17 protein-coding genes and 1 tRNA gene are annotated in these 19,322 nt (G+C 40.8%); 13 read left to right on the forward strand and 5 right to left on the reverse strand.

Annotated elements, in window-relative coordinates:
• Window positions 1-14: 14 nt before the first annotated feature.
• On the reverse strand, window positions 15-2,249 hold the full coding sequence (locus ABMY35_RS16590; RefSeq protein WP_349287221.1) for a CapA family protein: 2,235 nt from the start codon (window positions 2,247-2,249) through the stop codon (window positions 15-17).
• 222 nt (window positions 2,250-2,471) lie between these two features.
• On the opposite strand from ABMY35_RS16590, the gene tyrR reads away from it, so the two are divergent.
• Window positions 2,472-4,028, forward strand: a complete 1,557-nt coding sequence (tyrR, locus tag ABMY35_RS16595) for a transcriptional regulator TyrR (RefSeq protein ID WP_138483239.1) — start codon at window positions 2,472-2,474, stop codon at window positions 4,026-4,028.
• 35 nt (window positions 4,029-4,063) lie between these two features.
• On the opposite strand, the gene ABMY35_RS16600 is transcribed toward tyrR, so the two are convergent.
• Window positions 4,064-4,549 carry a hypothetical protein gene (locus ABMY35_RS16600; RefSeq protein WP_349287222.1) on the reverse strand — a complete coding sequence of 162 codons (486 nt, stop codon included), beginning with the start codon at window positions 4,547-4,549 and terminating at the stop codon, window positions 4,064-4,066.
• A gap of 125 nt (window positions 4,550-4,674) precedes the next feature.
• On the opposite strand from ABMY35_RS16600, the gene ABMY35_RS16605 reads away from it, so the two are divergent.
• Window positions 4,675-5,214 (forward strand): thioesterase family protein, encoded by a 540-nt coding sequence (locus tag ABMY35_RS16605; protein WP_349287223.1) that lies wholly within the window; start codon window positions 4,675-4,677, stop codon window positions 5,212-5,214.
• Between the two features lie 40 nt (window positions 5,215-5,254).
• Here the strand turns inward: ABMY35_RS16605 and ABMY35_RS16610 are convergent, their stop codons facing one another.
• Window positions 5,255-5,905 (reverse strand): OmpW family outer membrane protein, encoded by a 651-nt coding sequence (locus tag ABMY35_RS16610; RefSeq protein WP_349287224.1) that lies wholly within the window; start codon window positions 5,903-5,905, stop codon window positions 5,255-5,257.
• Window positions 5,906-6,168: 263 nt separating this feature from the next.
• Here ABMY35_RS16610 and dapE point away from each other — a divergent pair, with 263 nt between their 5' ends.
• From dapE to ABMY35_RS16625, 3 genes are all read left to right on the forward strand, one after another.
• Window positions 6,169-7,338 carry a succinyl-diaminopimelate desuccinylase gene (gene dapE, locus ABMY35_RS16615; RefSeq protein WP_349287225.1) on the forward strand — a complete coding sequence of 390 codons (1,170 nt, stop codon included), beginning with the start codon at window positions 6,169-6,171 and terminating at the stop codon, window positions 7,336-7,338.
• A gap of 167 nt (window positions 7,339-7,505) precedes the next feature.
• Window positions 7,506-8,324, forward strand: coding sequence for a MipA/OmpV family protein (locus tag ABMY35_RS16620; RefSeq protein ID WP_349287226.1), 819 nt, complete (start codon window positions 7,506-7,508; stop codon window positions 8,322-8,324).
• Window positions 8,314-8,706 (forward strand): DUF3019 domain-containing protein, encoded by a 393-nt coding sequence (locus ABMY35_RS16625; protein ID WP_138483227.1) that lies wholly within the window; start codon window positions 8,314-8,316, stop codon window positions 8,704-8,706. Before ABMY35_RS16620 ends, ABMY35_RS16625 begins: the two co-directional genes overlap by 11 nt.
• 79 nt (window positions 8,707-8,785) lie before the next feature.
• Here ABMY35_RS16625 and ABMY35_RS16630 read toward each other — a convergent pair whose 3' ends face one another.
• Both ABMY35_RS16630 and ABMY35_RS16635 read right to left on the reverse strand, forming a co-directional pair.
• The gene (locus tag ABMY35_RS16630) at window positions 8,786-9,292 is read right to left on the reverse strand and encodes a hypothetical protein (RefSeq protein ID WP_349287227.1); all 507 of its coding nucleotides are present in this window, start codon (window positions 9,290-9,292) and stop codon (window positions 8,786-8,788) included.
• Between the two features lie 31 nt (window positions 9,293-9,323).
• Window positions 9,324-9,518 (reverse strand): hypothetical protein, encoded by a 195-nt coding sequence (locus ABMY35_RS16635; protein WP_349287228.1) that lies wholly within the window; start codon window positions 9,516-9,518, stop codon window positions 9,324-9,326.
• 540 nt (window positions 9,519-10,058) lie between these two features.
• On the opposite strand from ABMY35_RS16635, the gene ABMY35_RS16640 reads away from it, so the two are divergent.
• The 8 genes from ABMY35_RS16640 (at window position 10,059) to pnp (ending at window position 19,227) form a co-directional block, all read left to right on the forward strand.
• Window positions 10,059-10,135: transfer RNA gene (locus ABMY35_RS16640), tRNA-Met, on the forward strand.
• Between the two features lie 240 nt (window positions 10,136-10,375).
• Window positions 10,376-10,831: a ribosome maturation factor RimP gene (gene rimP, locus ABMY35_RS16645; RefSeq protein ID WP_349287229.1), complete on the forward strand. Its 456-nt coding sequence runs from the start codon at window positions 10,376-10,378 to the stop codon at window positions 10,829-10,831.
• A gap of 38 nt (window positions 10,832-10,869) precedes the next feature.
• Window positions 10,870-12,372 carry a transcription termination factor NusA gene (gene nusA, locus ABMY35_RS16650; protein ID WP_349287230.1) on the forward strand — a complete coding sequence of 501 codons (1,503 nt, stop codon included), beginning with the start codon at window positions 10,870-10,872 and terminating at the stop codon, window positions 12,370-12,372.
• A gap of 27 nt (window positions 12,373-12,399) precedes the next feature.
• Window positions 12,400-15,051 (forward strand): translation initiation factor IF-2, encoded by a 2,652-nt coding sequence (gene infB / locus ABMY35_RS16655; protein ID WP_349287231.1) that lies wholly within the window; start codon window positions 12,400-12,402, stop codon window positions 15,049-15,051.
• A gap of 115 nt (window positions 15,052-15,166) precedes the next feature.
• Window positions 15,167-15,559 (forward strand): 30S ribosome-binding factor RbfA, encoded by a 393-nt coding sequence (gene rbfA, locus ABMY35_RS16660; protein ID WP_058029279.1) that lies wholly within the window; start codon window positions 15,167-15,169, stop codon window positions 15,557-15,559.
• Window positions 15,560-15,564: 5 nt separating this feature from the next.
• Entirely contained in the window at window positions 15,565-16,503 is a 939-nt protein-coding gene (gene truB, locus ABMY35_RS16665) for a tRNA pseudouridine(55) synthase TruB (RefSeq protein ID WP_349287232.1), read from the forward strand.
• A gap of 104 nt (window positions 16,504-16,607) precedes the next feature.
• Window positions 16,608-16,877, forward strand: coding sequence for a 30S ribosomal protein S15 (gene rpsO, locus ABMY35_RS16670; protein WP_349287233.1), 270 nt, complete (start codon window positions 16,608-16,610; stop codon window positions 16,875-16,877).
• A 223-nt stretch (window positions 16,878-17,100) separates the two neighbouring features.
• Window positions 17,101-19,227: a polyribonucleotide nucleotidyltransferase gene (gene pnp, locus ABMY35_RS16675; protein WP_349287234.1), complete on the forward strand. Its 2,127-nt coding sequence runs from the start codon at window positions 17,101-17,103 to the stop codon at window positions 19,225-19,227.
• Window positions 19,228-19,322: the final 95 nt, after the last annotated feature.

The following is a 19,322-nucleotide window of genomic DNA, read 5'->3' on the forward strand; positions in this document are numbered from 1 at the left end:
TCCTTAAAGGTCAATCAGAATTGACTAAAGGTTAAATTTAATCGAACAGCCTTGTCAGTTGATACTTTTAAAAATGATTTTCCATGTAAATGAGTAGTACGCCACGACCGATCCGTTAATTCAATAGAATCCTGCCAAGAAATTAAAGCAATATCATCTAATTGTAGTTCAGCATTGCCATTTTGGGGAGGTGAATGAATAAACGCGAAACGGATCCCTCTAGGCGGTAAATTCTCCGGGCCCAATACATTTCTGTCATCTGGTAACTCGAAGTCTATGTTAAATGGCTGCCAATCAAACTCCCCACCTTCTAATACCGGTAAAGTTTGCTCTGAGAAAATAAGTGAGTCCTCAGAAGTTAAGATACTTAAATCTAATTCTAATTTGCCTGCATTGATGCCTTTAGCATACCCATAAAGTGTATGTTTATGAAAGACTTTACTAACGTCATCCGCAGGAGTGAGTGGAAAAGCCCTCACCGTTTGCTTAAACGGTACCCTTAGGGAAAAGTTATCAAATTGGTCTCTCGTTAAGCATAATCCTTGATTGCCTCGGTATGCACCTGTCAGACATGGCATTATATCTTCATCAGAATGATCCCAGTGATTTATTTCAAACTGAGTATCGTCATTATCCCAGTCTTCGAAATCACCAAATACTAATAAATCTCTGCCCAATATCAGTGAAGTGACCTTAACATCAGTTGTTATTTGGCTCAAAAAGCTATGGCTAGGTGCCAGCTGGCGCAAATCTATAATATGTTCACCAGGTTCAAGTTCGATAACTTCTTGATTTAATAGCGTCGGGGCAATTTGTTGAGAGAATAAAACGTCAGCATATCCTTGCCTAGGGATCACTGAGACATTACTTGAGAATTCAGCAACACGTTTTATTAAGTAATTACTTAGATCACCAGAGATTAGGCGAGGTTTATATTCTTCGATATAGATAGGGTAGGCCCTTGCTGAGCTCACTTTAGGGGTAGTGTTTTTGTTAACTCGAACTTCAACAGCAAGGCCTAAAACTGTTTCTAATCGGTTTTGATCAAACACAAAATTACCAAGTCCTAATACAGTTGGTACATTATTAAAGACGTCAAAGCCTTGCGCAACGTGAGGGTGGTGGGTCACCATTAAGTCAGGCTTTGATTCGAGCTTAGAAATCAGGTTATAGCGATTCTCAATATAGTCTGTTTGGGCATAAGAATACTCATCACCACCGTGTAATTGTATAACGGTGAAATCACTATTTTCTTTGCTTAACTGCAATGCTTCAGCTAAGGACTTTGAATCAGATAAATCAGCTGCACCACCTTTTTCTTCGTCTGCGACATAGGTCACCGCGTGATCACCACCTCTAATTGAAGTGGCAGAAACTAAACCTAGGGTCGTTCCCTTAACATTTTCAAATACTGGGGCATAAGCGGCAACTTTATTTAGACCCGCACCACTGTGAAGAAGCCCAGCCTCTGATACAAACTTTAGAGAGTCATTTAGCCCATCTAATTGGTAATCGTAAACGTGGTTGTTACCCAGCGCGACATAGTCGATGCCAATTGACTTTAAACCCTCTAACGTTTCAGGTAGAGAGAAAAAAGAAAACTCTTTTGTTGGATGAACACTTACTGGCTGATTGAGCACTGGGGATTCTAAATTTACAGAAGCAAAATCTTGATTTAGAAAGAGTGGCTTTACATGTTGAGTGATTTCAATTGCAGCGGTTGCTGCATTTGATTTATTAATTAAGGCATCTGGTAAATCGGGCACCGAGTTATTCATGGTTGTGATATTTGGATCCATAAAGCGGCGGCCAAACATAGTGTCACCGGCGAAAATCAAACTGATCTCATTTTCTGTTTTTTTAGATAGAACAATTACTTCGCTGTCGTTAGCTTCAGAAATATTGATGGTTGACAAGAGAATATGATAATCGGGATGGATGATCTCAACAGGGTAATTACCTAGAGTTAGTGTATCTAGATGTACTATGCCTTGAGCATTCGTTTGGTATAAGTTTCCTGCAACTTTCACATCTAAGTTAGTGATAGTTGTGTCTGATGAATCTGTTACCTTTAAAGAGAAAGGTATAACAGTTTCAACGACTTTGTCACGTTCATCTGATTCTTCTTGCTGTTGCTCAGAAGGGCCCGTCTCATATGGGTCTTCAACTGAACACGCCGATATGAATATGAGTAGCGAATAAGCTATAAAGAGGTTTACAAATTTTTTTGGGTAGCTAGTTAATGACATTTAAAACTCACATATATCAGACGTTAGTATTATAAAATATTTGTTTAGCTTTATGCAATTGTTAAATTTGTATTTAATATGTGTACTTAGCAATTTATTAAAATAGCTTACATTAAGAATAAGTATAGTGAAACGTTCAATAATGTTTACATTTTTCTAGTCTGACGACTATTCTTAGAGTATCATTTCGCCGTGTCATGTATAGCCCTGTTTGAGGAACGAATGCGTCTTGAAATCCTGTGTGCCGATCGGATAGGAATTGCACAAGAAGTTTTGAATATATTGGTAAATTATCAGGTTGACCTTAAGGGCATTGAGGTCGATTCGGTCAATTGCAAAATGTATGTCAGCTTCCCACCTATCGAGTTTGAACAATTTCAGAAAATAATGCCTGAGATTCGCTTAATTGATGGTGTTGAAGATGTGCGTACTACTGCTTTCTTACCTTCTGAGAGAGAGCATAATGAGCTCAATACTTTGCTTAGTGCGCTCCCTGATGGTGTGATATCCATCGATGCAAAAGGGTGGGTTCGTCATTGTAATGACGCAGCTTGTAAAGATCTCAGTTTGAGCTTAGACGATGTGCTGGGTGAGAATATTAATAACCTTCTAAAAGGATTTAACTTCACACGTTGGCTAGAAGGTAAAGAAGTATTAGGGCAAACCACGCGTGTTGAAGTGGGTGGTGAAGATTATATTGCTGACATCTTACCGATCACTGTGCCGCAAAAACCAGATGGCGATATTCTTGCCGGCGCGGTAATTAATATTAAATCGCAAAGCCGTTTAGGCCAGCAAGTCAGTGCCTTCAGACGATACGGACAAGAAAGCTTTGCAACCATTCACAGTAATAGCACGGCGATGCGCCGTGTTGTGCGAGAAGCGCGCAAGATGTCCCAATTAGACGCACCGATCTTGATTACCGGTGAGACCGGCACAGGTAAAGAGTTGTTGGCTAGAGCATGTCACTACGCATCAAATCGATCAATTAAGCCCTTCATCGCTTTGTCATGTGCTTCTCTACCTGATGATGTTGCAGAGTCAGAATTATTTGGGTACGCAGGCTTTGAAGAGAATGCTGCGCCGAAACGTGGTGTGTTAGAGCAAGCCGATGGTGGCACTGTCTTTTTAGATGAAGTGGGCGAAATGTCGACCCAGTTACAGACAAAGCTGCTTCGCTTCTTGCAAGATGGCACGTTTAGAAAAGTCGGCGATGAAAATGAGGTCAAAGTCAATGTCAGGATCATTGCGGCGACACAGAAAGATCTACCGGCGATGGTTCAAGAAGGCTCTTTCAGAGAGGACTTATACTACCGTATTAATGTATTGACATTGGATATCGCACCGCTTCGAGACAGAAAAGCTGATATCGGGCCACTCACAGAGCACTTTATTCAAAAGTATGCACAGCAAAATGGTCAGCCTGCACCAACACTCGCGCCAGATTGTCTAGTCTTTTTAGAGCAATACCCTTGGCCTGGTAATGTGAGACAGCTTGAAAATGCAGTGTATCGCGCAGTTTCTTTACTGGATGACAAAGAACTTCGTGTTGAGCATATGCAATTGCCAACATTCACCCATGAACTAGGGTATTTGGAATCTGATTTTGAAGGCACCTTAGAGCACGCAGTTAAACGCTTCGAAGCTACTTTATTGAGAAAGCTTTATCCGGCATACCCTAGCTCTAGACAGCTTGCTAAAAGATTAGGGCTGAGCCATACCGCAGTGGCAAATAAATTAAGAGAATACGGTATAAACAGAAAGACCGTAAAAGTTTAGCTTTATCTGGCTAAGTCACTTACTAAGATATGGGACTACTTTTTAGCGCCCATATCTTTAGTCACGCCATCTACTTTGATGTTATCAATTCCTTTTTCATTAAACTTAATCTGAATACTGACGTTATTTTTAACCAAAAAGTAATCAATCTTATTAAGAGAAAGCACATAGTTTCCTTTTACTGGCACCTTAAATTCTTTCTTCTTTAAAGTAATTGTTTGCTCACCAAGTTGCCATTCAAAACTGTCAATAAACCCGGCATTGAACTCTTGCACCCATACTTTTTCATTGTCTTTACTGAGTGTAAGGGCAATAGAATATGATTCAGGCAAACTAGACATGTTGTAGGTCTTTTTACCTATTCTAAATGTTTGTTTTTGCTCATCCCAAGCAAAGCCAAATGCAAAAGTTTTGTCTACGCCTGTTGGGTAAGTGACTTTTCCTTTTCCCTCAAAATCAAAGTTGGCAAAAACACAGGAAGAAAAGAGCAAGCTGGTAAGCACAAAAGGATACAATTTCATATTAAGATTCTTGTGATAATAGTTATCTTTTAAGCCTAGTGGAGCAAATACGGCTTAGCAACAATTTATTGTGAGTAACTAAGCTTATGTTAAACTTTATTTTTTACTTACTGGTTGGACCATAAATGAACCTGTATTTTAGGCTGATACTGCTACTTTTAAAGATTAAAAGAAATTATGAATACAAAGGCTTACTGGATGTTAGCAAAATAGATTTTAAAGTAATGCCTAGTGATTGCGATATTAATATGCACTTGACCAATTCGCGATATCTTGCCTTTATGGACTTAGCTCGAACTTGGATGACAGAAGAGATTGGCCTATTTAAGGTAGTGATGAAGCGTCGCTGGTTTCCAATTGTTAATGCAACGGCCATTACTTATATCCGAGATATTAAACCGCTTGAATCATTTAAAGTCAGTACTCAGTTAGTTGGGTGGGACCATAAATATTTTTACATTGAGCAAAAGTTTACAACGGCGAGAGGCCTTCATGCGATAGCCTATGTAAGAGGGGTGTTTAAAAGCAAACAAGGTATTGTCTCTGTTGAAGATATGCTTGCAGCAGCAAATTACTCGGGTCCAGCCCCTGTATTATCGGAAGAAATAGAACATTGGAAAGCAATGTTAGAGGCGAAGAAAAGCAATAATAAAAAAGGCCACTGATTGTGGCCTTAGGGATCGAGAAAGTAACTGTATTTTTTACTTAGAACTTGTACTTAACACCTAGCATCGCAACAACGGGGTCAAGTTCAACATCTGATGTTAGTGCTTTTGCACCGTTTGCATATACTGTTGCATCAGTGTTGATATCAATTTTTGATACCATACCATGGATACCCCACTTTTCATCAATGTCATAATTGAATCCAGCTTGAAGTGCGATGCCGAAAGAGCTATCAAGCTCAACTTTTACATCATCAGTTTTCAGTGTCGCTTTAAGCGCTGCACTTGGGTCTTCACTGAAGAAAACCGTATAGTTTATGCCTGCACCAACAAATGGGCGAAATTTTGCTGTTGAATCAAGAAAGTGATACTGAGCTAAAAATGTAGGCGGTAGGTGTTTAACCTTAGCGATTTCAGCACCAGCAAGACCACCTGCACCATTAACGGTATGAGAAAATGGGGTCGCTGCAACTAATTCAAATACAATGTTATCAGTGTATTTATAATCAAAAGTAATACCCAGCTGTGTATTTGAATCTGCTACTAATCCAAGTGCTTTATTTTGATCAATAGCTGAAGCTGTGTCGCTAGGGTTAACATTAATTAGACCAACATTAACACTTAATTTTGCTTGTGCTAAAGGAGCTGCTACTAGAAGTGTAGTAAGTAGAGCTGCGCCAAGTTTTTTCATTTTCATCTCCTGATGCCTTTGCAAGGTATGTAATTTTTTTCTTGAAGCCACTATAGGCCAGTCCAGAAAACGAAAGCTGTTCTAGATCAATTTTTATTTCAGGTTATTTCAGAAATTTTTGAAACTTTGATTTAGATTAATTTTTGGGTATCAAAATCAATTTTTACATGCGGCATAGACTTAAAATTGCAAGTAAAGTGACACACGAATGCAATACTGCAACGTTTAAATAACATTCAATCTTTTATGTATAAACGAACGTTATGATTAGTGCAGCTATAGAAAACAAAGCAGACCTTGAAGTCATAGATTTTGTACAAACCTTGGTCAGGGCCAAGTCAATCACCCCCGATGATGCAGGTACTTTAAGTTGGCTGTCTGAGCAACTGAGTCTACTTGGGTTTGACATAGACATTTTTGATGTCAATGGCGTTAAAAATTTAGTTGCCGCAAAACAGTTCGGTCCTGGACCGAGCTTAGGCTTCATTGGTCATGTCGATGTAGTGCCTGCAAATTCTGATGGGTGGAAAGTATGTCCATTTTCAGGTGAAATATTTGAAGGTTGTATTTATGGAAGAGGCGTTGCAGATATGAAAGGTGGTATCGCAGCTATGCTGTCTGCGACCAAAAAAATGCTCAATCAAACATCACCTCAAATAGGTAGCTTATATTGGTTAATTACCTCTGACGAGGAAGGAGAAGCTGAATATGGCAGTAAGGAAATCGCTGCATACCTGGCCAAGAACGACATAGTACTTGATGCATGTCTTGTCGGTGAACCGACCGCAGATAAAATTGCTGGAGATACCATAAAAAATGGGCGTAGAGGCGCGCTATCAGGTCGTATTCATATAAAAGGAAAAGCTGGGCATGTTGCTTACCCTGAAAACAGTGTAAATGCAGCGCATATTAGTGGCAACATAATCAATAGTCTGACCAACATTGTTTGGGAGTTGGATGAATATGGCTCTAAGACGGGGCTGCAGATAACAGGGTTACAGGTGAATAATAGTGTAGACAATATTATTCCGGACAACTGTGAGATTACTTTTAATATCCGTTATAGTCATAACTATGATAGCAAAGCAATTATAAAGCTGGTTGAGCAGGCGTTAGTTGAAAACCAAGCATACATACAGTGTGAGTGGGAAAGGCCCTGTGAGTCTTATTACACTGGGCATAAACAAAATAATTGCTTCTTAGGCTTAGTCGAGCGGGCTATTTATGACACCTGTGGTCAATACCCCAAACTGACCACTGCAGGAGGTACATCGGATGGCCGTTTTTTTTCAAATAGTCATACTCAAGTCATCGAGTGTGGGGTAGCCAACGCAACCATACATCAAGTCAATGAGTGTATCGCAATACCTGATTTAATTCAGGTGAAGCAAATATATTATGCTATTTTAAAAAATTATTTTAACAGCAAATAGTCGTTGTTCTTTGTTGCATTTGTTTACAACTCTTTTTGTCTGAGTGCTGTTCATAATTAGGGAAAGTGAGTAAAATTGTAAGTACATCATTTTCATATTGTTGGACACAACAAGCTTACGTTATCATGCAAGGAAGAATGACAATAAACACAGCTTTAATAAAAACAATGAAAAAAATAACAACTCTGTTGCTATGTTGTTTTTGCTTCTTTTCTACTGTAAGCCACGCAGATGAACATCTTGAAAAAGACGAATTGCTATGGCAGTTTAGCTTAGGCACGTTTTGGGTCGATTCAACCATGACTCAGCTCGTGGGGGCCAATTCTCATTTTAGTGCACCTGGCTTATTGATTGATGCAAAAATCGAATATAAAAACTTTTACTTGAATACCCACTCAGGCGATTTCTACGGTGGTTCAGACTTAGGGTACCAATTAGTCATTGAAGATGGCTGGGGTATCGATGCCATTTTAGGCAGCTACCAGCAACCGTTTAATGAAAGTGGCTATTATGAAAGTGAAGACCAAGTGCCTGAACTCGCTGGTATCAAAGAGAGAGAGCATGACCTTTCTCTAGGATTTGCTTACTACTTCAATCACGGAGAATTTCAAACCGTCACAGAGCTTGTATTTGATGTGTTTGGAGACAGTGATGGCTGGTTATTTCATTTTGATACAACTCGCAACTTCGAACTACGTAACTGGGATGTTTGGTTAAATATAGGTGCAAACTATTACTCATCTGCCTTTATTGATTATTATTACGGTATTGATGCAGATGAAGCGACTGCTTTCAGGCCTGAATATGTAGTAAGTAATACTTCATCACTTTATTTACAGCTACAAGCAGATTACCCAATAGCTGAAAATTGGGTCTTTAGTGCTGGTGCGTCTGGCTTTATTTATTCATCGCATATTGTAGAAAGCCCAATTGTTCACTCCAGACACGCTCGTGTCTTTTTTGCAGGAGTGAAGTATGTATTTTAAGATGATCTCATTTTGTTCGTTGCTTGTGACTTCTATGAGTTATGCACAAACAAAAGATGAAGGACCAACCGAGATCTTAAACGTCATGCCGAGCAAGTGCGTGGCGTTAAATGAAGGGCGAACCTGCTATACTGATGTGAAGTTTGCTGTCACAGCGCCAGATGTTGGTGACTACTGTTTAAGAGAGAGTGGAACGAAGAAGATCCTTCAGTGTTGGGCAAATACTAGGACATTTATGTATACGCTGAATTTTGGCTCAACAGAAAGTATTAGCTATGAGTTAATTTCTAAGCAAAAGAGAGATACCTTGGCTGTCACCACTATCGAAGTAAACTGGGTACATAAGATTAAGTCTAAAAAGCGTCGTTGGAGAATATTTTAAGGAAGACAAACAGTCTTCCTTAAAATTTGGGTGTCCAATAGAAGGACCTAAAGCATTGAAAAAAGCTTTAAGATAGTAACTATTGGCACTGTTCGATCAGTTCGCGTAAATGCTGACCGACATCCTGAGTTTTATTTTGGCCCTGTTCAAGTAAATTTGTTAATTGAGTTTGTAATTCTGAAAGCTCATATTCACTGAGTAAAGTTTTGAGATAATCAACGGTTTCAGCTCCATGCTGAAGAAGTTGACCGATTGTTTCTAAGCTAAGTTCTTGTTCGGTTAAGTTATTGATTGTATCGACTAACCCAGCCAAGTCAGCACTATCTTGTAATGCGCCCTCAACTTCTACCAAAGCACCCATAGGATCAGCATCTAAGCTAGTAGCAACACAGGCTGCGACACTGCCTTTTTCAGCTGATGCTGCAACAGTTTGTAATCCATGCTCACGAATAGTTTCAATTGCAGCCTTTAATTCTTGATTCTCAGATAAGTATTGCTGTTCAATCTGTGCCTTCGAACTTTCGAAAACATCACAGCCAGTTAAAGACACGGTAAAAATGCCTGCAAAAAATAGTGCTTTTTTCATTTATGTTCCTAATAAGCGAATTTCTTACAGTTTACGGATCTGAATGCAATTTTCCATTCAATTGAGTCGTCATACTACGCTTATTTCGATACTGCAGCATAGATATAACATTACTATAACCGTGGATTTGCGTTTGTACCATATTAGTGAAGACAAACAATATACTTTGCCAAGCTTTGCGCACAGCGAGTGTAAAATTAGATTTTAATGTGGTGCTTAATGCCATTAGAAAAACCTCTCGAAAGACATTTACTTGGTGCTTATCTTGAAAAAGCCGGTTTAAATAAGCTCGATTTTTCTCTATATACAACCAAATGCTCTGTTGAGAAGTTAAGTGTTCAGTAAGTGAGCAAATGTATTGTTTATGATCAAAAAGATTAGAGCAAGAAATAAAAGAGGGCAGCTTCTTTTTAACTAATAAATTAAAGTAAGTGAAGAAATGCTCAAAATTATCACAAATATCTTTACTCGAAGAGGTTAACAGCTGAAATTGGTAAGGGGATAAACTCATAGTGAGTGCCTCATAAATATTAGGCACGTCCATTTGCATTAATCTTTATATCATCTAACTTGATGATATCACCTCGTCTAAGCGCTTAATTAAAAGTATAGAGGGCTTTAAAAATTTTGAGTTAAAAATTCAGGAGTTTCTGTTTTTTATTTATAAATAAAGAAATCAGAGTCTATTTATATGCTTTATGGTTGCTTATTTATGGAACACTCCCTATAATACAGCCTGTTTTGCAGTAGTAGTGCTGCACGTTGGCGCGGGATGGAGCAGCCTGGTAGCTCGTCGGGCTCATAACCCGAAGGTCGTCGGTTCAAATCCGGCTCCCGCAACCAATTTTAGATAACATTTATATGTTTTCTTACTCTGGTAGCGCGCATTCATTGTAATGCGCGTTTTGCGTTTATAGCGTTCGTATTTAGCGCTGACGTGACCAAGCTAGGCCTCAGGCCGCACAGTTTTGTATTTAGTGTGACGCCCCGCTTGGTCCGGGGCGTTGTTGTATCTAAAGCTTGCTAAAGATACATGATTACTCTGGGCATTTTGCCCTTTTTTTGTTTGTATGGAGGATATTTGTGTCAAAAATCGAGCTAGAATTAACAGCTATGCTAGAGCCTGCTGTTGAAGCATTGGGATTCGAACTTTTGGGTCTAGAGTTTGTGCAAGCCGGTAGACACTCAACTCTACGTGTTTACATCGAACATGAGAATGGCATCACGGTTGATAACTGTGCTGATGTGAGTCGCCAAGTGAGCGCGATTTTAGATGTTGAAGATCCGATTACAAATGAATACGACCTTGAAGTGTCTTCACCAGGTGTTGATAGACCATTATTTAAGCCTGCTCATTATGAGCAAGTACAAGGTGAAGAATTAAGAGTTCGTACCAAGCTTCCTCAAGATGGAAGAAGAAACTTTAAAGGTGATTTAGTTGCAGTATCTGGTGACATGATCACTCTCAAAATCGATGGGCAAGATCATATGATCATGCTTAGCAATATTGAACGTGCCAACATCATCGCAAAATTTTAATAATTAGAGCGAAGGACAAGGGCAAGCGAGGCATTATTATGGCAAAAGAAATACTTTTAGTAGCAGAAGCCGTTTCGAATGAAAAAGCGGTTCCTAGAGAAAAAATCTTTGAGGCGTTAGAATTTGCATTAGCAACGGCAACAAAGAAAAAACATGAAGGTGAAATTGAAGTACGCGTTTCAATTGACCGTAAAACGGGTGAATACGATACTTTCCGACGTTGGATGGTAGTAAACCCACAAGAAGATGGGTCATTAGAAAATCCATTTTCTGAAATCACTTTAGAAGCTGCAAGTTATGACGACGACAGCATTGAGCTAGGTGATTTTGTTGAAGAACAAATTGAATCAATTAAATTTGACCGTATCACTACGCAAATGGCGAAGCAAGTAATTGTACAGAAAGTACGTGAAGCAGAGCGTGCGCTGGTTGTTGAAGCTTATAAAGACCAGCAAGGTGAGCTTGTTACTGGTGTGGTTAAGAAAGCAACGCGCGATGCAATTGTGATTGATTTAGGTAACAACGCAGAAGCTGTGATTTACCGTGAGGATATGTTACCTCGCGAAAGCTTCCGCCCGGGTGACCGTGTTCGTGGCTTATTATACGAAGTTAAACCAGAAGCACGTGGCGCGCAATTATTTGTAACGCGTTCTAAGCCTGAGATGCTAATGGAATTATTCCGTATCGAAGTGCCTGAAATTGGCGAGGAAATGATTGAACTTCGCGGTGCAGCTCGAGATCCTGGTTCACGTGCTAAAATTGCGGTTAAGTCAAATGATAAGCGCATTGACCCTGTGGGTGCATGTGTGGGTATGCGTGGTGCACGTGTACAAGCTGTTTCGACAGAACTTGGTGGCGAGCGTGTTGATATCGTGCTTTACGATGATAACCCAGCGCAGTTTGTTATCAATGCAATGGCGCCAGCAGAGGTTGCATCAATTGTAATGGATGAAGATTCACGCTCAATGGATATCGCAGTAGAAGCTGATAACCTTGCGCAAGCAATTGGTCGTAACGGTCAAAACATTCGTCTAGCTAGTCAGTTAACAGGCTGGGAACTAAACGTGATGACAGTAGAAGATATGGAAGCGAAGAATGCTGCTGAATCTGATAAACTGATCAACTTATTTACTGAAAACCTAGACATCGATGATGACTTTGCAACTTTGCTTATCAATGAAGGTTTCTCTTCACTTGAAGAAGTTGCTTACGTGCCTGCGGCTGAGTTCTTAGAAATCGATGGTCTTGATGAAGACACAGTTGAAGAGCTGCGTAATCGTGCAAAAGATGCACTAACAACAAGTGCTCTGAAAACTGAGGAAAGTCTTGAAGGCGCAGAGCCTGCAGAAGATTTACTTGCGCTTGAAGGTTTAGAGCGTCACCTTGCATTTGTAATGGCAAGTAAAGGCGTTGTGACACTTGAAGATTTAGCAGAGCAAGGTATTGACGAATTAGTAGAGATTACTGAACTTTCAGAAGAGCAAGCGGGTGAGCTTATTATGGCTGCTCGTAATATCTGTTGGTTTGGTGAAGACGCATAAAATTTATTAACGGAGGTAACACACACTATGGCAGAAGTAAGTATTGAAAAACTGGCCGAAACTATTGATACATCTGTTGATAAACTGTTGCAGCAATTAAGTGATGCTGGGATCAGCAAAAGCAATGGTGATATGGTCACTGAAGCTGAAAAAGCACAATTACTTGATCATTTGAGCAAGCAGCACGGTGGTAAAGGTGCTGAAGGCCCAGAGCGTATGACATTACAGCGTAAAAGCAAAAGCACTTTAAGCGTGAAAGGTTCGACAGGTAAAGAGAAATCTGTACAAGTTGAAGTTCGTAAAAAGCGCACATATGTCAAGAAGAGCGCCGTTGAACAGCAAAAAGAGCAAGAGCGTTTAGCGCAAGAGGAAGCTGCTCGTAAAGAAGCTGAGTTGAAAGCTCAGCAAGAAGCTGAACAAAAGGCGAAAGAAGAAGCAGAGCGTAAAGCAAAAGAGGAAGCTGAGCGCAAAGCTAAAGAAGAGGCAAAGCGTAAAGCTGATGCTGAGCGTAAAGCCAAAGAACAGCAGAGCAAGCAAGTGGATACAGTACAGCAAGAGAAAGATCGTCTAGAGGCTGAAAGATTGCAGAAAGAAGCAGAAGAAGCAGCATTGAAAAAAGCTGAAGAAGAAGCAAAACGTCAAGCAGAAGAAGCACGTCGTTTAGCTGAAGAAAACGAAGCGCGTTGGAAAAAGGAAGAAGAAGAGCGCAAGAAGCGCGAAGAAACAGCAGATCACCACATGACTACATCAACATATGCTCGTGAAGCAGAAGATGAGTCAGATGCGCGTGAAGAAAAGAGTGCACGTCGTAAGAAGAAGAAGAAAGGTCCAGCAAAAGCTGAAGCTCCAGCAAGAGGCCGTAAAGGCAAGCTGAAGGCACCTACTTCTTTACAACATGGTTTCCAAAAGCCAGTTGCAGACGTAAAACAAGAAGTGCGCATCAGTGAAACAATCACAGTTGCAGAGCTTGCATCTCGCATGGCGGTTAAGGGCGTTGAAGTCGTTAAGACCATGATGAAGATGGGTGAAATGGTTACAATTAACCAAGTACTTGACCAAGAAACAGCACAAGTTGTTGCTGAAGAAATGGGTCATAAAGTTGTTCTTGTTAAAGAGAACGAGCTCGAAGAAAAAGTACTAAATGACCGTTGTGAAGGTTCTGCTGAATTACAATCACGTGCGCCAGTTGTAACAGTTATGGGTCACGTTGACCACGGTAAAACGTCAACACTTGATTATATTCGTTCTAAGAATGTGGTATCAGGTGAAGCGGGTGGTATTACACAGCATATCGGTGCTTACCACGTTGAAACTGAAAACGGCATGGTTACTTTCCTAGATACTCCAGGTCACGCAGCGTTTACTTCAATGCGTGCTCGTGGTGCGAAGGCAACTGATATTGTAATCCTAGTTGTTGCAGCTGATGATGGTGTAATGCCACAAACAATCGAAGCGGTTCAACACGCGAAAGCGGCTGAAGTACCACTTATTGTTGCTGTAAACAAAATTGATAAAGAAACAGCAGATCCAGATCGTGTTAAGAACGAACTTTCTCAGCACGATGTAATTCCTGAAGACTGGGGCGGTGACGTACAGTTTGTACACATCTCAGCGAAAACAGGTCAAGGTGTTGATGAACTACTTGAGTCAGTTCTAATGCAAGCTGAAATTCTTGAGCTAACAGCAGTGCATGATGGTATGGCGTCAGGTGTTGTCATTGAATCTCGCCTAGATAAAGGCCGTGGTCCTGTTGCTTCTGTACTAGTTCAGTCAGGTACGCTTAAGCAAGGTGATATTGTACTTTGTGGTCTTGAGTACGGCCGTGTTCGTGCAATGAAAGACGAAGATGGTAAAGACATTAAGCAAGCAGGTCCTTCAATTCCAGTTGAGATCTTAGGTCTTTCAGGTGTGCCAGCTGCAGGTGATGAAGCGACTGTTGTTAAAGACGAACGTAAAGCCCGTGAAGTAGCACTTTATCGTCAAGGTAAATTCCGCGATGTTAAACTTGCTCGTCAACAGAAAGCGAAGCTTGAGAATATGTTCTCTAACATGACAGAGGGCGATGTGTCTGAAGTTAATGTGGTACTTAAAGCGGACGTTCAAGGTTCAGTTGAAGCGATTTCAGATGCACTAGTGAAGCTATCAACAGATGAAGTTAAAGTGAAGATTGTTGGTACTGGTGTTGGTGGTATCACTGAAACTGATGCAACACTTGCTGCAGCATCTAACGCGATTGTTGTAGGCTTTAACGTACGTGCTGATGCTTCTGCTCGTAAAGTGATTGAAGCTGAAAGCCTAGATTTACGTTATTACAGTGTAATCTACCACTTAATCGACGAAGTTAAGCAAGCAATGTCTGGTATGCTAGCGCCTGAATTTAAGCAAGAAATCATTGGTCTTGCTGAAGTGCGCGATGTGTTTAAGTCACCTAAAATTGGCGCAATTGCCGGTTGTATGGTTACTGAAGGTGTTGTTAAACGTAACAATCCAATTCGCGTACTTCGTGATAACGTTGTTATTTACGAAGGTGAGCTTGAATCACTACGTCGCTTCAAAGATGACGTAAATGAAGTTCGTAACGGTATGGAATGTGGTATCGGTGTTAAGAATTACAACGATGTACGCGTAGGCGACCAAATCGAAGTATTTGAGGTTGTAGAGATCCAGCGTACCCTGTAATCCACTGCTATACTGATTTATAAAAATGGGGGCATTTATATGCCCCCATTCGTCTATTAGATATATGAATAAAACTATTACTAAAATCAATGGTTTAAATTACAAGTAGGTGATAATGAGAGAATTTTCTCGTACTGACAGAGTTGCACAGCAAATTCAAAAAGAAATCGCTGTGATCTTACAAAGAGAAATTAAAGATCCGCGTTTAGGTTTTGTCACGGTTTCTGCCGTTGAAGTTTCAAGAGATCTTTCATACGCAAAAATTTTTGTGACTGTGTTAAACACCAGTGATGAAGACAAAACCAAACAGAGCGTACAAATACTGAATGATGCAACGGGTTATATTCGTTCTATTTTAGGCAAACGTATTCGCGCTCGCATTATGCCTGAGCTGAGATTTGTTGTTGATACATCTCTTCTTGAAGGTATGCGTATTTCTAACTTAGTTGACTCTGTGATCCGTGAAGACAATGCAAAACGCGGCCCAGAGGAAGAAAGTGAAGAGTAATCAGCATGGCGAGACGAACTAAAGGTCGCCCTGTTGATGGCATTTTACTTCTTCATAAGCCAGAAGGCATTTCTTCAAATAAAGCACTTCAACGCGCGAAAGGTATTTATTTCGCTCAAAAAGCAGGTCACACAGGGGCGCTAGACCCCCTTGCGACAGGCATGCTACCAATTTGTTTTGGTGAAGCGACTAAGTTCAGCCAGTTTTTACTTGATACTGATAAAACATATGTCGTAAGAGCAAAGCTCGGTGAACGTACCACTACCTCAGACTCTGACGGTGAAGTAGTCGAAACCCGTCCAGTTGCAGTGACGCAAGAAATGCTTGAAGAGCAAGTAGCTAGCTTTTTAGGTGAATCAGATCAGTATCCTTCGATGTACTCAGCGCTGAAATACGAAGGTAAGCCTTTGTATTTTTATGCAAGGCAAGGTATCGAAGTGCCACGCAAATGCCGCAAGATAAATGTGTTCAGTTTAACACTAGACGAATATGATGCTGAAAATGAAGAAATTCAAATGACAGCGCATGTGTCTAAAGGCACTTATATTCGTACGATTGTTGACGACCTAGGTGAAAAGCTTGGTTGTGGCGCACATGTGATTATGCTTCATCGTTCAAAAGTGGGGCATTATCCAAGTGATAAGATGCTGACACTAGAGCAAATTGAAGAGAAACTTAATCAGGCGAAAGAAGAAGATTTACCTGCAAGTACGTATCTTGACGAATTGCTGTTACCTATGGATACTGCTCTCGTTGATTTACCTTATGTTGAAATTGATGAAACACAAGGCATTGCATTTGGCCATGGTCAAACGGTAAGTTGTGGTGAGTTGCCTGACGGTCCAATTAAAGTTGTTGCCAATGGGCAATTTGCCGGTGTAGGTGAGCGTAATGATCAAGGCTTACTCAAAGCAAAACGCGCACTTTCAAGCCAGCAAGATTAAATACTAGAGTTTAGGTGCGAATGTTGATAAACTACGCGCCGCTTCCCGCTTTGGCTGAATTAGTGATCGGCTAAAGCACAATTTAAATTTATTTTGGAGTTATTATGTCACTAAGCAACCAAGAAAAAGCAGAAATCGTAGCAAAATTCGCACGTGCAGAAGGCGACACTGGTTCACCAGAAGTACAAGTTGCACTTCTAACTGCTGACATCAACAAGCTACAAGGTCACTTCGCTAACCACAAGCATGATTTCCACTCACGTCGTGGTCTTCTACGTAAAGTTAGCCAACGTCGTAACCTTCTAGACTACCTAAAAGGTAAGAACGTTGAGCGTTATTCTGCACTAATCAAAGAGCTTGGCCTACGTCGCTAATCTTTTTGTTTATGTTGGCTTTTTAGCCAATGATAAAAAAGGGGCCTAATCGCCCCTTTTTTTGTGGGTATTCTACAAGTATACTTACAAGCACTTGGCAATTATGTCGAGTGAACGCCGACGCGTTAGCCAATTGTAGTACTTAAGCGGATTTATTTAGTCTGCTTAAGACTGTAATTGGTGATTGTTGGCGTTTTATTTTGTTTTAAATAAGGAAAATATTGTGCAAGCAATTATTAAAGAATTTCAACTAGGTCAACATACAGTGACTCTAGAAACAGGTGCTATTGCACGTCAAGCTGACGGTGCGGTACTAGCTAGCATCGGTGACACTTCAGTTTTAGTAACAGTTGTTGGTAAGCGTGATGCGGCACCAGGTCAAGACTTTTTCCCACTAACAGTAAACTACCAAGAGCGTATGTACGCTGCTGGTCGTATTCCAGGTGGTTTCTTAAAGCGTGAAGGTCGTCCAAACGACGGTGAAACATTGATCGCGCGTCTAATTGACCGTCCAATTCGTCCACTTTTCCCAGATGGTTTCGTAAATGAAGTACAAGTTATCGCAACAGTTGTTTCTGTAAACCCTGACATCCAGCCTGATATGGTTGCGATGATTGGTACATCAGCGGCACTTGCTATTTCTGGTATTCCATTCAACGGTCCACTAGGTGCGGTTCGTGTAGGTTACACCGATGGTCAATACGTACTTAACCCAACACTGACTGAGCTTGAATCAAGCAAGCTAGACCTAGTTGTTGCTGGTACTGAAAACGCAGTATTAATGGTTGAATCAGAAGCCGAAGTTCTGACTGAAGAAGAAATGCTAGGTGCAGTTGTTTATGGTCATGAACAAGCACAGGCTATTATCAAAGCTGTTGAAGAATTCAAAGCTGAAGCGGGTAAACCAGCTTGGGATTGGACAGCACCAGAAAAGAACGTAACACTTGCTGATAAAATCGCTGCAATCGCAGAAGAGAAAGTAGGCGCTGCTTACTTAATCACTGATAAAGTAGCTCGTAAAGAAGCGATTTCTGCAGCTAAAGCAGAAGTTATTGAAAAACTAACTGCTGAGCTTGCTGAAGATGAGTCTTTGGATGAGCAAGAAGTTGGCAAACTGTTCGGTTCTCTAGAGAAGAAAACAGTTCGTGGTCGAATCATTGCAGGTGAAAAGCGTATCGATGGTCGTGAACCGGATATGGTTCGTGCACTAGACGTAATGACGGGTGTACTTCCTCGTACACACGGTTCTGCTATCTTCACTCGTGGTGAAACTCAGGCGTTAGTAACTGCTACTTTAGGTACTGAGCGTGATTCACAGCTAATTGATGACCTGACTGGTACTCAAAAGCACCACTTCATGTTGCACTACAACTTCCCTCCATTCTGTGTAGGTGAAACTGGTTTTGTAGGTTCGCCTAAGCGTCGTGAAATTGGTCACGGTAACTTAGCCAAGCGTGGTGTTGCTGCGGTTCTTCCTACACTTGAAGAATTCCCATACTCAATTCGTGTCGTATCAGAAATCACTGAATCAAACGGTTCATCTTCAATGGCTTCTGTATGTGGTACGTCACTTGCGCTTATGAACGCGGGTGTACCAGTTAAAGCATCTGTTGCGGGTATCGCAATGGGTCTAGTTAAAGAAGGCGACGACTTTGTTGTTCTTTCTGACATCTTAGGTGATGAAGATCACTTAGGTGACATGGACTTTAAAGTAGCTGGTACTAACGCGGGTGTTACTGCACTTCAAATGGATATCAAGATTGAAGGTATCACAAAAGAAATCATGCAGATCGCACTTAAGCAAGCTAAAGCGGCTCGTTTACACATTCTAGGCGTGATGGACCAAGCAATTGCGGCACCTTCAGAAGAGCTTTCTGAATTTGCACCGCGTATCTACACAATGAATATTCCACCGAAGAAAATCGCAGATGTGATCGGTAAAGGTGGTGCAACAATTCGTCAGCTTACTGAAGAAACTGGCACAACGATCGAAATCGAAGATGACGGTACAGTTAAGATTGCTGCAACAGATGGTCAAAGTGCGAAAAATGCAATTGCGCGTGTAGAAGCGTTAACGGCTGAGCTTGAAGTTGGCACGCTTTACACAGGTAAAGTTGTACGTATCGTTGACTTTGGTGCATTCGTAAACGTACTGCCAGGTAAAGATGGTCTAGTACACATTTCTCAGATCAGTGAAGAGCGTGTAAATAACGTGTCTGATCACCTAACTGTAGGTCAAGAAGTAAAAGTTAAAGTACTTGAAGTTGACCGTCAGGGCCGTGTACGTCTGAGCATCAAAGAAGCTGTTGAGAAAAAAGCAGACGCTGAGCAAGAAAAGCCAGCTGAATAATCTGTTTTCTCTCATGTAACAATGAAAAGGGGCTGTTAGGCCCCTTTTTTTATGTTTTAATGGCACTTATCGCTATTACGAGTGTCAGCATATAA

Origin of the sequence: Pseudoalteromonas sp. BZB3 (assembly GCF_040104455.1) — a bacterium.
Classification (GTDB): Bacteria; Pseudomonadota; Gammaproteobacteria; order Enterobacterales; family Alteromonadaceae; genus Pseudoalteromonas.